Raw genomic sequence first — 14970 nt, 5'->3', positions numbered from 1 at the left:
AGTCGATGAGTCTCACCAGTTCATTCCGTCGTCGAGGGCTCCGGGCGAACCTGATCCTCTGGTTCTCCGGCCTCCTCGTGCTCCTCTTCGTCACCACGGGGCTGGCCCTCGGGACGGTGATCTCCAGCGCGTTGACCGACTCGCTCGACCGCCGCGCCCGCTCGACCCTCGCGATGCTGGCGAACCGCTCCGAGCTGGCGCTGCTGCAGGCGGACCGGGACGAGGCCGCCGCGATCGTCACCGAGACCCTCGAGGACCCCGACGTGGCCTACGTGGCCCTCCTCGGGCCGAAGGGCGAGAAGGTGCTCGCCTCCCGCTTCCGGGACGAGTGGCGCGACCACGCCACCAGCGTCCTGGTGGCCCGCCGCAGCAACCTCCAGCGCCTGCACTTCGAAGACGATCACTTCATGCACTACGGGGTCGAGGTGAAGAGCCACTCGCTGGCCGCGGCCCCCGCCGACGGCGTCGACAACACCGGGGAGGACTTCCTCCTCGGCGACTCCTTCATCGACGAGCTCGCCGAGCCCAAGGCGGGCGGCGACGTGGTCGAGGAGAGCCTCGGCTTCGTGGTGCTCGGGATGTCTCGCTCCGGCCTGGAGGACAGCCTCACCAAGGTCGGCAAGCTGATGTTCGGACTGCTGGTCGCGGGCATCGTCGTCTATCTGCTGGCGGCCTTCGCGATCTCCCGCGTCTTCATCATGGCGCCGATCGGTGTGATGAAGCGGGCGGCGACCCGGATGTCGGAGTTCGACCTCACCGGCCGCACGGAGCGGATGGCCGACGACGAGCTGGGGGAGCTCTCGGATGCCCTCAACGGCATCGCCGAGAACCTCCACGGGGTCCTCGGCCGGGTGCAGGGCGTGACCGACTCGCTGGGCACCGTGGCCGAGCGGGTCTCCCGCACCAGCCAGGTGGTCGCCCAGGGCTCGGCCTCCACCGCGGCCAGCGTGGACCAGACCTCCTCCTCGATGTCCCAGATGCTGGTGAGCCTCAAGGGCATCGGCGAGAACGTCGAGACCCTCGCCCAGAGCGCCGAGGAGTCCTCCTCGAGCATCCTGGAGATGGCGGCGACCAACGACGAGGTGACCTCCAACATCGGCAGCCTGGCGGCCAGCGTGGAGGAGACGACCACCGCCATCGAGCAGATGACCTACTCCATCAAGGAGGTCGCCCGGAACGTCGAGGACCTCTCGGCCACCGCCGAGGAGACCTCCTCGGCCATGAACGAGATGGACGTCTCCATCTCCCAGGTCGAGATGAACGCCAACGAGACCGCCCGGCTCTCGGAGCAGGTCAGCTCCGACGCCCGGGGCGCGGGCGAGGCCCTCGGGGCCACCATCGAGGGCATCGACAACATCCGGGAGTCCTCCCGGGTGGCGGCCGACGTCATCGAGGCCCTCGGCGACAAGATCGCCAAGATCGGCAGCATCCTCGAGGTGATCGACGAGGTCGCCGACCAGACCAACCTCCTCGCCCTCAACGCCGCGATCATCGCGGCCCAGGCGGGCGAGCACGGCAAGGGCTTCGCGGTCGTCGCCGAGGAGATCAAGGACCTCGCCGAGCGGACCGGCTCCTCCACCAAGGAGATCGCCGACCTGATCTCCTCGGTCCAGGACGAGTCCCACAACGCCATCTCCGCCATGGAGCGCGGCGTGAAGCGGGTCGACGAGGGCGTCCGCCTCGCCGGCGAGGCCGATCTCGCCCTGCGCCAGATCCTCGACTCGGCGAGCAAGTCCACCCAGATGGTGAAGGCCATCGCCCGGGCCACCGTCGAGCAGAGCCGGGGCAGCAAGCAGGTCACCGGCGCCATCAGCCGCATCGCCGAGACCGTCCAGGAGATCGCCCGGGCGACCGCCGAGCAGGCGCGGGGCTCCGAGCAGATCATGCGCTCGGCCGAGCGGATGAAGATCATCACCAAGCACGTCGAGCGCAGCTCTCAGGAGCAGGCGCGGGGCAGCAAGCAGATCACCCAGGCCATCGAGTCGATCTCCGACATGGTGCAGCGCCTCAACGCGGCCCAGAAGGAGCAGACCAAGGGGGCCGAGCAGGTCATGCTGGCGGTGGACAACATCAAGGAGGCCACCGATCGGCAGGGGACGGCGGTGAAGGACCTGGAGCTGACCATCGACACCCTCTCCGAGCAGTCCGAGGTGCTCCGCACCGAGGTCCAGCGCTTCCGGACCTGATGAGGGGCCCCGGAGGGCCCCCTCTCGCCCGGGAGCATTCGCCGGTTGATCGATCGCAGCGAGTGCACCAATATACGGTGCCCGCGAGGCGAAGGAGCGGCCTCGCCATCGAAAGGACAGGGATGAGTGACTCGAAGAACGCGGCCGGGGAGCAGATCGAGGTGAGCGAGAGCGAGGGTGTGGTCAAGGCGACCTTCCCCCTCGAGCTCTACGACCTCGACGACATCTACGGAGCCGCCTACACCTTCATCGATCGTAGCTTCGTCTACCTCGACCTGCCCGCCGAGAACCGGGTGCAGGTGACCTTCCGCCCCCGGAACGGGTCGGGCGTGCCGGAGCAGATCGCCGGCGACTTCGCCAACGAGCTGCTGGCGCAGGCCTGGCGACGGCGGATCGCCGAGCACAACCGGCCGATCATCGAGGCCGTCGCGGCCTCGGCGCTCTCCGGCGCGGTCGGCGGTGACTTCCTCGACGACTTCGACGAGATGGACTTCTCGGACGACGCCTTCGACGATCCGCTGGGGATCGCCCTCTCCTGGGAGGAGAAGTACGGCAAGTCCGGCGACGCTCCGAAGGAAGGCGAGCCGGCGAGTCCGCCGGAGGCCCCGGCCGAGGGCGAGAAGTGAGCGTCCTCCAGCTGCACCAGGGCCTCTACTCCCGCGCGGCGACCGACGAGGCGATCAAGCTCTTCGGCGAGGCGGCCCGGATCGTCCTCTCCGAGGTCGAGCCCTATTACCGGCTCGAGATCGACGCCATCGACGAGGAAGACGACGTCGAGGCGATCACTGCCGAGTTCGCCAACTACGTCCTGGCCCTCACCGTCGAGGAGAAGAGGGCAGGGCACCCTGACTGATTGGGCCTAAGTGCCTGAAATCCTTTGGCTGGAGTTTCGCTCCCGGATCCAGCCCAGTCGTTTTTCCGCAGGACAGGGCTCGGGGGCATCTGCTAGAATCCGAACAGCTTTTTTCACCGAGGGGAAGCCATGGCCAAGATTCCGACTTTCAAGAAGCGTGCACGGGGAATGCTCTCCAAGGTCGAGAGTGAGGCTGTCGATCAGGCCGGGCGCTCGGCTGGCATCGAGAGCGACGAGGGCGACGGCCGCCTGCTCGCCCAGCACGTCTCCCACGGCTCACACGGTTCGCACGGCAGCCACGGTTCGCACGGCAGCCACGGCTCGCACGGCAGCCACGGCTCGCACGGCTCGCACGGCAGCCACGGCTCGCACGGCAGCCACGGCTCGCACGGCAGCCACGGTTCGCACGGCAGCCACGGCTCGCACGGCAGCCATGGCTCGCACGGCAGCCACGGCTCGCACGGCAGCCACGGCTCGCACGGCTCCTGGTAGCCCCCTTCTCGCCCCCGGCCATCCGGCTGGAGGGGCGTGAAGCGTCCGGCGCCATCGCGCCGGCGAACACGGCCGTCCCGTAGGGAGCGGCCGTCCTCGTTCCGTCGCCGGGATCAGGCGAGGTAGAGGCCCGGGGCCTCGTCGTCCGGCAGGATCTCCCGGGCCGTCGCCGGGGGAGTCAGCTCCGCGGTGCCGTGGTGCCGGGCGTAGCCTGCGGCGAGGCCCGGACAGCTCTCCCGGGAGGGGCAGGCCGCGCAGGCCTCCCCGAAGGTGCGCAGGCCCTCCGAGAGGTCGGCCGGACCTCTCCGGAAGCCCTCGGGGTGGTGACAGTCCGGCACCCCGGCGAGGCTCGGGCGGGGCGCGCCGCCGCCCGCGGCGGCGAGCTGGTCGGCAACTGCTCGCAGCCGGGGAGCCAGGAGGGTGAGGCGGGGCCCGACGCGGCGGGGATCCTGGCGGACCTCACCCCGGTCCTGCGGGAAGGACCAGCGCAGGTGCTGAGCCTCGAGCCGGAGGGCGAGCCGGAGCAGCTCTCCCAGGTGGCGGAAGTTGGAGCGGTCGAGGAGCGTGGCCAGGCCGAGCCGCAGCCCGCTCCCGCTCAGGCCCCGCAGGCCCCGGAGGGTCTGCTCGAAGGCGCCGGGCACCCGGGTGAGGTGATCATGGCAGTCGGCGGAGCTGCCCTGGAGGGAGACCTCGAGATCGGTCAGGCCGGCCGCCAGGAGATCCTGCCGGTAGCCGCCGTAGGCCAGGCGTCTTCCGTTGGTCTGCAGGCCGACCCGCGAGAAGCCCACCTCCCGGGCGAGACCGATCAGCTGGGGGAGATCCTCCCTCAGGGTCGGCTCACCGCCGACCAGCCAGACGCCGGGCGATCCCGAAGCACGGGCAGCCTCGAGGGCGGCGCGGAGCGCAGGCTCCGCTACCGGCTGGGCGTCGGCTTCTCGCACCTCCGCCTGCCCACAGAACAGGCAGCGGTTGTTGCACCGATACCCGAGGAGGAGGGCGAACCACCTCGGCATCGCCCCACCTCCGGTCAAGGATCCGATGGCCGCGCTTCGGGCCTAGGCCAGGGAGGGCCCCAGCTCGACCTTGCTGAAGCGGGTCCAGCGCTCGCGCATCGTCAGGAGCGAGAGGCGCTTCCCGCCGAGCTCGGCCGAGCGGATGGCGTCGGCGAGCGCGAGGACGGCGAGGCCCTGCTCCCGATCGGTCGGGGCCTGACCCTCGCCCTCGTTGGCGATGAAGAGGTCGTAGCCGGCGGTCCGAGCGATCGGCGCCGGGGCGTCGATCGAGGCGTCGTGACGGCAGATGTCGATCCGGTAGGGCTTGCCGTTACTGGCCACGAGGAACGCGAAGACCGCGCCGCTCTGGGAGTGCTGGAGGTGACGGATCTCGGAGAGGGCCACCTTGCTGTTCACGCCGTAGGGGGCGATCAGCCACCAGGGCGAGCTCTCGTCCACGGCCACGGCCTCGGGCGCCTGGGCGGCGACCGCGGTCGGCGCCGCGGTCGGAACCGACGCGAGCCCGAGATCCAGGTTCGAAGATTGGGTCACGGTGCTGGCCACTGCGGACTTCGCGGCGACGCCGGTACCGGCGGCGACGGCACCAAGGCCAATCAGCTTCAGGACGGATCGACGGTCGTACCTGGACATGTTGCTGCCTCCCACTTGGTCGGGTGAAGGGAGCTCACCCTGGGCCCCAATCCTAACCCGCCGGTCCCGCGACTTTCAAGGCAGATCCTCCTCTTCTCGGACAGGAGGCCGGCGGCCCCCTCCGGCTGGCTCCCCGGATCGGGCGGTCTACAATGGGCTCCGAGGCCATGAAGGATCTCCCCCCCCAGAACTCCCGCCCGGAGCGGATCCACCTCCACGTGGGCCCCCTGTGCAACAACGACTGCGTCTTCTGCGTGGAGGACGATCGGGAGCTCCGCTTCGTGGTCAACGCCGCCATGACCGAGTCCCGCACCCGGGAGCTCCTCGAGGCCCATCAGGGGACGCCCGAGGTCTACTTCACCTCCGGCGAGCCCACGCTCCTCGAGGAGCTGCCCGCCCTGGGGCAGCAGGCCCGCGAGCTCGGCTACGGGCGGATCGGGCTGATGACCAACGGCCGGCGGCTGGGGTCGCCGGGCTACGCCCGGGACCTCCTGGACGCCGGCTTCAACGCCTTCCTGGTGGGGCTCCATGGCCCCGACGCCGAGCTGCACGATCGCCTGGTCGGCCGGGAGGGGGCCTTCGACCAGACCGTGGCGGGGCTCCGGGCGCTGCTGGCCGGCGCCGACGACGAGACCCGGATCTGCACCAGCACCGTGGTGGTCCGCCCCAACGTCGATCGCCTGGGCGAGCTCTATGGCCTCCTGGCCGGGATGGGGGTCTCCGCCGTCCGCCTCGACGGCCTGGCCGCGCGGGGGCGGGTGCTGCTGGCGATGGACGAGCTCTTTCCCTCCTACGAGCAGCTCCAGGGGCAGATCCGGGCGATCCTGGCCGAGGGGCTCGCGCCGGGCACGGAGCTCGAGCTGGCCAATCTGCCCCCCTGCATCACCGTCGAGTTCGAGCCGCACCACGTCCGGAAGCTGGCCGAGTACACCTCCTTCGAGGTCGAGGACGGCTCCCCCTCGCCCCTGGCCCGGAGCGTCGGGAAGACCTCGGCCGACGGCCGCTTCCGGATCCTGGAGGCCGGCCGGATCGACGCCCAGGGGCGGGTCAAGGGTGAGCCCTGCGGGGGCTGCCGCTACGAGCCCACCTGCCAGGGCGTGTACGAATCCTACGCTGCCCGCCATGGCTGGGGCGAGTTCGTCCCGGTGCCTCCGGCGAGCGACCTGCACTGAAGTTGACCCGGGATCTTTGACCCGCCTTCCGTGCGATCTGTAGACTGGCGGGTGCAATGGAAGGTCCGGACACCGTAGGGCGATACAAGCTGCTGACCCCCCTCGCCCAGGGGGGAATGGCGGAGATCTTCCTTGCCAGGCAGGAAGGACCCGCTGGCTTCGGGAAGACCGTCGTGGTGAAGCGGGTGCTAGGTCACCTGGCCCAGGACGACGAGTTCATCCACATGTTCCTGGACGAGGCGCGCCTCGCGGCGCAGCTCTCTCATCCGAACGTCGTGCAGGTCTTCGACTTCGGTGAGGAGCAGGGGACCTACTTCCTGGCGATGGAGTACCTGGGGGGAGAGGACCTCTCCTCCATCCTCCGCCTGCTGCGGAAGAAGCGCCGCGTCATGCCGCCCCAGATCGCTGCGGTGATCGCGTCGCTCTCCTGCGAGGGCCTGCACTACGCCCACACCCTCACCGGTGAGACCGGAGAGCCCCTGGGGATCGTCCACCGGGACATCTCTCCCTCGAACATCCTGGTCACCTACCAGGGCTCGGTGAAGGTGCTCGATTTCGGCATCGCCAAGGCCGCCGGCAAGATCGTGAAGACCGAGGCGGGCATGGTGAAGGGCAAGTTCATGTACATGTCCCCGGAGCAGGCCCGGGGAAAGCTGGTGGACGCCCGCTCCGACGTCTTCGCCCTCGGGGCGCTGCTCTACGAGATGGTCACCGGCGTGCGGGTCTTCCAGCGCGACAACCAGCTCGCGATGCTCCTCGCCGTCACCGAGGAGGAGATCAAGCCTCCGCGGCAGCTGCAGCCGAGCCTCCCCGAGGAGCTCGAGGCGATCATCCTGCGCGCGCTCGAGCGCGACGTCGACGCCCGCTTCCCCTCGGCCCAGGCGATGCGGGAGGCGATCGACGACTTCCTGGCGCAGCGGACCTACGCGCCCTCGCACGTCCAGCTCAAGCAGTTCCTCAACCACCTCTTCGGTGAGGAACACATCAAGGAGAAGCTCGCCTTCCCGAAGAAGGCGGCCGCCGAGTTCGCCAGCAACCCCGGGGCGCCCGTGCCCTCGGCGCCTGCGCCCGCGCCCGCGCCCGCCCCTGCGGCGGTCGCCGCGGCCGGCCCGGCGGCCGAGGTCCCCGCGCCCGCCCCGCCGCCGCCCGCCCCGCAGGCGGCGCCTCCGCCCGCGGCCGATCCCGGGATGGAGGACATGTCCACCCGGATCGCGCCCTCCTCGGTCTCCGAGATCCCCGCGGTGCCCGCGGCCGCCGACGAGGGGGCGACCCGCATCAAGGACATCTCGGAGATCGTCCCTCCGGCGCCGGTCGCCGACGAGGGGGCGACCCGGATCAAGGACATCTCCGAGATCCGTCCCTCGGCCCTCGACGAGGACGTGGAGCCGATCGTCGAGGATGCGTTCTTCGGCGACGACGACGACGAGCCGGTGGCGAGCTCCTCCCCCATGGGGAAGATCATCGGCATCGGGGCAGCGGTGGCGATCCTCGCCGGGGTCGGCGGCTACTTCGCGCTCTCCGGGGACCCGACGCCGGACGATTCCCGTGATCCCCAGCCCCTGGTGCGACCCTCGGACCCGGTGAAGCCGGCCGATCCCGAGCCCGTGAAGGCACCGGATCCCACCCCCACCGATCCGATCGCGGCCCCCGATCCCACCCCCGACCCCGATCCGGTGGTCGCCGAGCCGCCGCCCCCGCCGCCCGAGCCCGATCCGGTGGTCGAGGATCCCCCGCCGCCGCCCCCCGAGCCCGATCCGGTGGTCGAGGACCCCCCGCCGCCGCCCGAGCCCGATCCGGTGGTGGTGGCCGAGAACGATCCCCCGAAGCGGCCGAAGCGCCCCAAGCGGCCGAGGCCGCCCAAGGAGACCGTCACCAAGCCAGCCGCCTCCGGCGCCACCGGCCTGCTCAGCGTGAACTGCATCCCCTGGTGCCGGGTCTACGTGGACGGCACGGACCATGGCCGCAGCCCCGCCCGCAACATCGAGCTCTCGGTCGGAAAGCACAACATCAAGGTCGTGAACCCCCCGAGCGGGCTGGAGCGCTTCGAGGCGGTGACGATCAAGGAGGGCGCCAACCCTCCGAAGATCATCAAGTTCTGATCTCGGGGGGTCAGGGCGGCCGGTATCCACCCGGCGCGTGAAAGCGCCCGGAGTTCGAAGGTTTGCGCCGCCCGGCTTTCTGCTATTGTGGCCCGGTCATGAGGGCACTTACGACGATCTTGGTGCTGGGGGTGGTTGGACTGTCGGCGAGAGCGGAGGCTCAGCCGAAAGAGACCTTCGGCATCGTTGCGCTCGATCGCTCCCTGCAAGGGGAAGCCGCCGCACTCGAGGCCTACGTGGCCGCCTGGGCCGAGGGGAGCCAGCGCCTGGTCTACATCGACGCCGCTGCGTTCGCCCGCGGTGATCAGGTGGCCCTGCGGAAGGAGAAGGGCGAGAAGGCCCTGGCCGAGTACAAGGCCGGCCTCGACGCCTACGATGCGATGGACTACGAGGCCTCCCTCGGACGCCTCGCAGCCGCGATCGAGCTCTTCGAGCAGGCGGATCTGACCGTCTACCTCGACGGTCTCCTCGACGCCTACGCCGCGCGGGCGCTCGCGCTCTTCTACGCGGGGAGGGTGCCGGAGGCGCGCAACCAGCTGATCGATCTGCACACGCTCCGGCCGGACTACGCCTTCGACTCCAGCCGCCTGACCCCGGACATCGAGAGCCACGTCGAGGACGCCCGCCGCAGCGCCGAGATGGCCCCGCCCACGGCCCTCGAGGTCCAGGTGGCGCCGGTGCCGGCGCGGGTCTTCGTCGATGGCCGCTACGCGGGCGTCACGCCCCTCGAGGTGCCGAAGCTCTCTCCGGGCAACCACATCGTCTCGGTGTTCGCCACCGGCTACGCCTTCGCCCAGGAGAAGCAGCTGGCGGCGGCGGGGCAGATCGCCCGCTACAAGCTCAAGGAGGCCCCGAAGGGCAAGGAGCTCCTCGGTAAGCTCGAGCGCATCCGGGGCGCCTTCCGGGCCGGCGGGTTCCCCGACGCCGGTGGGGCCCTGGCCCAGTGGGCGGGCGCCGAGCAGGCGACCATCATCGTGCTGCAGCCCTCCGACTCCGGTCCGCCCAAGGTCTCCCTCGCGCGCTTCGGCGCCGACGGCCACTACTTCGCCCACGAGGACTCGGCCCTCAAGCCGACCGCCCCGGGCGCCGGGCGCAGCATCGAGGCCCTCCTCGACAAGCTGCACGCCACCAACCGGCCGCGCGGGCCGAAGGGTGAGCCGATCAAGACGATGAAGGACGACAAGGGCTTCATCTCCAAGATCCCGGTCGGGGTCTATCCGGGCGTGGCGGGCGCCGCCGGCATCGTCGGCGGGATCGCCTTCGGGCTCTCGGCCAAGTCCAAGGAGAAGCTGGCCCACGACACCCCCCAGATCGACACCGCGGGCTACGAGGCTGCCATGAAGCAGGCCCGGAGCCAGGCCCTGGCCGCCGACATCTTCTACGTGGTTGGCGCCGCGGGGGTCGGGGTCGCGACCTGGCTCTTCCTTAGAGACATGGGTGGCGGCTCCTCGGGAGGGGGCGAGCCAGCCGAGAGAGACGCCTTCTCCATGTCCGCCGCGCCGATCCCGGGCGGGGGCGTGGTCGTCTTGCGAGGGACCTTCTGATGCGCCGTGCGAGTCTGCTCTTGCTTCCGCTCTTCCTCGGAGCGTGCTCTCTGATGATCTCGGAGAAGCCCTCCGGCCGCCCCTGCGGGGCCAACGACGCCTGCCCGGCCGATCAGCACTGTGAGGCCGGGATCTGCGTCGCGGGGGTGATCGACGGCGGCACCGACCCCTGCGAGAACGTCACCTGCAACCCGGGCGAGACATGCGAGCCCGCCACGGGGAACTGCGTGCCCGACGGCACCGACGGCGGCGTGACCTTGACTCCCTGTGACCCGGGCCAGACCGACATGACCGCCCTGCACGGCACCTGCGGCTGTGCGGACTCGGAGTCGGTGCGCTGCCGTGCGGGGGGTGACGATCCCCTGGGCGGCGAGTGTCTCTGCATCCGCCTCATGGGCCACCTCGGTGGCATGAAGCGGACTGCGCCCCTGGGCATCAGGGAAAAGCGAATCATGGAAAGCCGGATCGGAGCGGGCTGCGCTCCCGTGGCCGGCAGTGGAATTCAGGTTTGTGGAGGGATCACCCAATGAAGTTCGACATGCGCCATGGCCTTCTTCTCACGGCCACCCTGCTGGCGGCGCTGACCGCCGGCCCCGTCTCCGCCCAGATGCCCGACGGTATCCCCCTGATCTACCAGGGTGAGATCTGGGTCAACGGAGCTCCGCTCGACGACGGCACCTACGACCTCGTGGTCGAGTTCGTCACCTCCGACACCAACCCCTCCAACATCTGCGGGTCGAACACCTCGCAGTCGGTGGACGTGGTGGCCGGCAAGTTCACCTTCGAGGTGACGGATCCGACCTGCCGTACCCGCCTGGCGACGGCCGTTCAGCCGGTGTGGATCCGGGTGGCCGGCCGCGGCGGCGACCTCGGCACGTCGATCTCGGACCTGGGCTTCCAGAAGGTCTCCGCGGGCGTCTACTCCCTGCGGACCAACAGCGGCGGCCTCGGCATCGGCGACATCGTGGCCAGCGTGCTGGACGAGACCGACTTCAACACGGTCCACGGCGGCGGCTGGATGCTGGCCGACGGCCAGAGCGCGGCGGGCACCCGCTACGCGGCCCTCACCGGCAGCACCAACGTCCCGGACCTCCGGGGTGTCTTCCTCCGGGGTCACAAGGGCGCGCCGGCGCGGCCCGACGTGATCAACTCGGCCGTGGACATCTACCAGGAGAACACCGCGCTCGGCGGCTACCAGTCGGATCAGCTCCGCACCCACTCGCACTCGGTCGCGTCCTACGCCGGCCCGGTGGGTGGCACGGTCGATCCGGCCGTGCAGAACACCTCCTCGCCGCAGAAGGTGCAGAACGCCGCCACCGGCGACTTCGGTCAGGCGGAGACCCGGCCGAAGACGGTCGTCGTCAACTACTACATCCGCGTGGATTGAGGCCTGTTGCCGAGGGGGGCCCTCGCGGGTGCCCCCTCGCGCCTCACTTCAAGGGCTGTAGCTGCGAATAGCCCCGGGCGCGCACGTAGTTGATGTGCGCACCGGGGCATTCGTCGTTCAGACGACACTCCGAGCAGCGGTGGCTCTTGGTGAGGTAGTCGTCGAGGATGTACTGGCCGGTGAAGGCGAAGATGTCGGTCCGGCCCGCGCCGTCGAGGCTGGCGGTGGTCAGGGTCCGGCGCCGGGGCCGGATCCGCTCGGGGTCGCCGACCAGGCAGGCGGGCACCCCCTCAACCGGCACCTTCGTGTCGGGCGCGTAGGCCTCGAAGAAGGCCTTCAGGTCGGCGCCCTGCTCCTTCTCGGTCGTCAGGCGCTCCCGGCCCCGGGCGGCCAGCACCAGGCGGGCGGGGGGCTCCGGCCAGCGCTCCATCAGGTGGGCAGCCAGCTCGGCGCCCAGGATCGCGCCCACCTCGAACTCGCCCGGCAGGGCCAGGAGCGCGTCCAGCTCCCCGGCGGAGGCCACGTAGGCCGCCCGCAGGGGCCTCCCATCCAGCGTTCCGTCGGGTGCCAGGGCCTCGGCCAGTCCCGCGAAGCTCTCGAGCTCCAGGGTCAGGCGCTCCCCCGGCAGGCCCCGGGCGGCCTTCCGGGCGCTGCCGAGATCCGCGGCGCGGATCCAGAGCTCGGCGGCCTTACTCTCCCCCGGGGGAGAGAAGGCGCCGTCGGCGGCCACCTGCACCTGCAGCACCTCGAAGTCGTCGGCCTGCCGCGAGGCGAGGTGGGCCTCCAGGCTGCCGCAGAGCTGCACGAGGTAGCAGCGGGAGCAGCGCTCCGGCGCCCGGCAGGAGATCGGGATACCCTGGTCGATCCAGCGGTCGTACTCCTCCCGGCGACCCCGCACCTCGTCGCCGAGCTTGTAGGGATCCTGGATCAGCTCCTCGTGGCCCTCGAGATAGGGCGGCGGGAAGCGGTTGAACCAGATGTGGACGTCCGGGCGCTTGGAGAGCTCCAGGGCGTACTGGATGGAGGGCATGGCCTCGTCGATGTCGTAGAAGAGGCCGGTCTTGCCCTCATCGAAGGCCCGGCCGAAGGGGATGATGTGCAGGAGGTCGAACTCCCGCACGCCCTTCTCCATCATCTCGTCGAGGAGGGTGGGGAGCCCCTTGATGTTGCCCCGGTTGAGGCAGACGTCCACGTTCACGATCGGGCGGCCGTCGGATAGGGCGGCCACCAGACCCTCGAGCTCCTCCTCGTAGGCGCCCTGCACCCCGACGAGGGCGTCGTGGACCTTGGCGGTGTGCCCGTGGACCGAGAAGGTGATCTCGGAGAGGCCGGCGTCCAGGCAGGCCGCGAGGAACTTGGGATAGGAGAAGAGCCGCCCGTTGGTGACGGTCTGGACCTTGGTGTAGCCGAGCTGCCGCCCGAGCTTCACGAACTCGACGAAGTTCGGGTGGATGGTCGGCTCGCCGCCGGAGAGGATCAGGCGGGTGGCCCCCTGAGAGCGGCCGTCCATGATCTGCCTTCTCACCTCCCGGCGGGAGACGAAGGTCCCGTTGTGCGCAGCCGAGTCGAGGCAGAAGGTGCAGCGGTTGTTGCAGTAGCTGGTCAGCCGGACCCACTGGCGCTTCTCGTGGGCGGCGGACTCCTTCTCGGCGATCTTGTCGGCCTCGCTCCCCCCTCCCGGGAGGATGGCGTCACTTTCCTGCATCGTGTCCCTCTTCCTCTCCTCGTCTCGCGCTCCGGCGCCTCTCAGGTGCGCCGGAAGTGCAGCACCCACTGGTTGCTGGTTCCGGGCGAGATGGACTCCTGGTGGACGAGCTGGAGGGGGAGCCCCTCGGCGAGGGCGAGGGCCTCTCGATCGTCCGCGTTGCGATAGTGCTCGAAGACGGCCTCGCCGCGCTCGCCGCGCTCGGCCTGCTCGTGGGTGCGTACCAACCCGAAGGCGACGTTGTCGACCAGCAGCAGGGAGCCCTCGGGCTTGAGGGCCCGGGCGGCGCGGGCGAGCACCTCCCGGGGTTCCCGCAGGTGGTTGAAGGCGCGCAGGACCAGGACGTGATCGAGGGAGGCCTCGGCGAGCTCCAGGGCCTCGGCCGAGGTCGCCTCGAGGGTGGCCCAGGGCCAGCGGCGGGCGAGCTCCTCCAGCCGGGCGGCGTCCGGATCGATCCCCCAGTAGCGCAGGCGCCCGGCCGCGGCCCCGCTCGCGAAGACCTCGCCGTAGCGGGCGTCGCCGCAGCCGATGTCGAGGATCTCGCCCTCCAGTGACCCCAGGCGCTCCCGCAGGCGCGCGTCGTCCCGCTCGAAGACCGGCTCGTCGATGGCGCGGAAGGCGTGGGTGCAGCGCGCGGTGACCGGGCAGGTGGCGCAGACGGGCAGCTCCTCCAGGGCCTGGAGGTCCGCCGCGAAGTCGTCGGGGGCGTCCTTCGTCGAGCGATCGAGGTAGACCTGCCCCAGGGCGTCCTTGATCGCCTCGAGCTCGAGGTCCGCGAAGTCCCGGGTGCGGGTGTGGTGGGCGATGAGCGACTCCCCCCGCAGCAGCAGGAGGTGCCGGCCCCGGTCGTAGGGGGAGGGGCCGTCCTCCAGCACCGGGCAGGGGGCCCCCTCAGGCCAGGCGAGGGCGCGCTGGGGCACGTAGTGGAAGGCGTTGGAGCGAGGCCCCTCCTCGGGCCGCAGCTCCCCGTCTCCGTGGCGCTGGTGGTAGGCGGTGTAGAGGCCCGGGCAGGCGCCCCGGTGCCGGCAGCCCTGGCAGGGCGCCGGCTGGACGGTGTTGCGGTTGTCCACCGGGAAGAAGTCGTCCTCCCAGACCTCGGACATCGAGGCGAAGCCGTGGCTGCGCAGGTCGCTGTGCCGATCCTCGAGCCCCGGGAGGAGACAGAAGGGGATCCCCCCGTGGAGGAGGGGCAGGCCTGGCGCGACCTGCCGGCCCCTGGCGATGACCGCGGCCACCGCAGCGGCCACCTCGCTCACCCGGGGGACCACCGAGTCGAAGAGCTGATCGGCGCCGCCCTTGGCCTCGGTCATGGAGAAGGTGAGGCGGACGCCCTCGAGGGGGGCGAGCAGGTCGACCAGGGCGTCGAGGTGCTCGAGGTTGGTCTTGCAGACGACGCAGTTGACGGTGAAGTCCAGGCCCCGGCCGGCGAGGTTCCGGGCGGCCCCGTAGCTCTGCTCGAAGGCCTCGGCCCGGACGCAGGCGTCGTGGATCGCGGCGCTCCCCCCGTGGAGGGAGAGGTAGACGTAGCCCAGGCCCTCGGCCAGGAGGGCCTCGACCTTCTCGCCGTAGGCGAGCATCCGGCCGTTGGTGACCAGCCCGAAGCCCAGGCCGCGCCTCCGGGTGTGGCGGGCCCAGGCCATCAGCTCCGGGCGGATGGTGGGCTCACCCCCGGAGAGGACCGCCATGGAGTGGCCCAGGTCCGCGGCCCGGTCGATCTTCGCTGCGACCCGCCGTCCGTCGTCGTTCCGGCCGCGATCCTCGAGGCTGTGGCAGAAGGTGCAGTGGTCGTTGCAGCCGTAGCCGACCTTGATGAGCGCCCGGGACACCCGGTGATCTATAGGCCCTCCGGCGCTTTTTTTCCCCCAAAAACACGAACGCCGTGCCCACCT

General features: G+C 70.7%; 13 protein-coding genes. 9 read left to right on the top strand and 4 right to left on the bottom strand.

The window, feature by feature from the left end; genetic code table 11:
* The first annotated feature begins 5 nt into the window (after positions 1-5).
* From P1V51_14505 to hxsA4, 4 genes are all read left to right on the top strand, one after another.
* A complete protein-coding gene (locus P1V51_14505) occupies positions 6-2186 on the top strand; it encodes a HAMP domain-containing methyl-accepting chemotaxis protein (GenBank protein MDF1564257.1) in 2181 nt (726 codons plus the stop codon).
* Positions 2187-2308: 122 nt separating this feature from the next.
* The gene (locus P1V51_14500; GenBank protein ID MDF1564256.1) at positions 2309-2812 is read left to right on the top strand and encodes a hypothetical protein; all 504 of its coding nucleotides are present in this window, start codon (positions 2309-2311) and stop codon (positions 2810-2812) included.
* A complete protein-coding gene (locus P1V51_14495; GenBank protein ID MDF1564255.1) occupies positions 2809-3039 on the top strand; it encodes an HxsD-like protein in 231 nt (76 codons plus the stop codon). Before P1V51_14500 ends, P1V51_14495 begins: the two co-directional genes overlap by 4 nt.
* Positions 3040-3168: 129 nt before the next feature.
* Positions 3169-3531 carry a His-Xaa-Ser repeat protein HxsA4 gene (gene hxsA4 / locus P1V51_14490; protein ID MDF1564254.1) on the top strand — a complete coding sequence of 121 codons (363 nt, stop codon included), beginning with the start codon at positions 3169-3171 and terminating at the stop codon, positions 3529-3531.
* Positions 3532-3644: 113 nt separating this feature from the next.
* Here the strand turns inward: hxsA4 and P1V51_14485 are convergent, their stop codons facing one another.
* Positions 3645-4544, bottom strand: coding sequence for a radical SAM protein (locus P1V51_14485; GenBank protein MDF1564253.1), 900 nt, complete (start codon positions 4542-4544; stop codon positions 3645-3647).
* Positions 4545-4586: 42 nt separating this feature from the next.
* Positions 4587-5075, bottom strand: coding sequence for a hypothetical protein (locus tag P1V51_14480; GenBank protein MDF1564252.1), 489 nt, complete (start codon positions 5073-5075; stop codon positions 4587-4589).
* A 266-nt stretch (positions 5076-5341) separates the two neighbouring features.
* On the opposite strand from P1V51_14480, the gene P1V51_14475 reads away from it, so the two are divergent.
* The 5 genes from P1V51_14475 (at position 5342) to P1V51_14455 (ending at position 11376) form a co-directional block, all read left to right on the top strand.
* The gene (locus P1V51_14475; protein MDF1564251.1) at positions 5342-6346 is read left to right on the top strand and encodes a radical SAM protein; all 1005 of its coding nucleotides are present in this window, start codon (positions 5342-5344) and stop codon (positions 6344-6346) included.
* A gap of 56 nt (positions 6347-6402) precedes the next feature.
* Positions 6403-8445, top strand: a complete 2043-nt coding sequence (locus P1V51_14470) for a serine/threonine protein kinase (protein ID MDF1564250.1) — start codon at positions 6403-6405, stop codon at positions 8443-8445.
* A 131-nt stretch (positions 8446-8576) separates the two neighbouring features.
* A complete protein-coding gene (locus P1V51_14465; protein MDF1564249.1) occupies positions 8577-9989 on the top strand; it encodes a PEGA domain-containing protein in 1413 nt (470 codons plus the stop codon).
* Positions 9990-10042: 53 nt separating this feature from the next.
* Entirely contained in the window at positions 10043-10519 is a 477-nt protein-coding gene (locus P1V51_14460; GenBank protein ID MDF1564248.1) for a hypothetical protein, read from the top strand.
* Positions 10516-11376, top strand: a complete 861-nt coding sequence (locus P1V51_14455; protein MDF1564247.1) for a hypothetical protein — start codon at positions 10516-10518, stop codon at positions 11374-11376. The genes P1V51_14460 and P1V51_14455 overlap by 4 nt, the downstream gene beginning before the upstream one ends.
* 43 nt (positions 11377-11419) lie before the next feature.
* Here the strand turns inward: P1V51_14455 and P1V51_14450 are convergent, their stop codons facing one another.
* The gene (locus P1V51_14450; protein ID MDF1564246.1) at positions 11420-13081 is read right to left on the bottom strand and encodes a radical SAM protein; all 1662 of its coding nucleotides are present in this window, start codon (positions 13079-13081) and stop codon (positions 11420-11422) included.
* 41 nt (positions 13082-13122) lie between these two features.
* The gene (locus P1V51_14445) at positions 13123-14907 is read right to left on the bottom strand and encodes a radical SAM protein (GenBank protein MDF1564245.1); all 1785 of its coding nucleotides are present in this window, start codon (positions 14905-14907) and stop codon (positions 13123-13125) included.
* Positions 14908-14970: the final 63 nt, after the last annotated feature.

It is taken from the genome of Deltaproteobacteria bacterium (assembly GCA_029210625.1).
Classification (GTDB): Bacteria; Myxococcota; Myxococcia; order SLRQ01; family SLRQ01; genus JARGFU01.
Note: the sequence above shows the minus strand (reverse complement) of the source record. Positions and strands in the feature narration are given on the sequence as shown.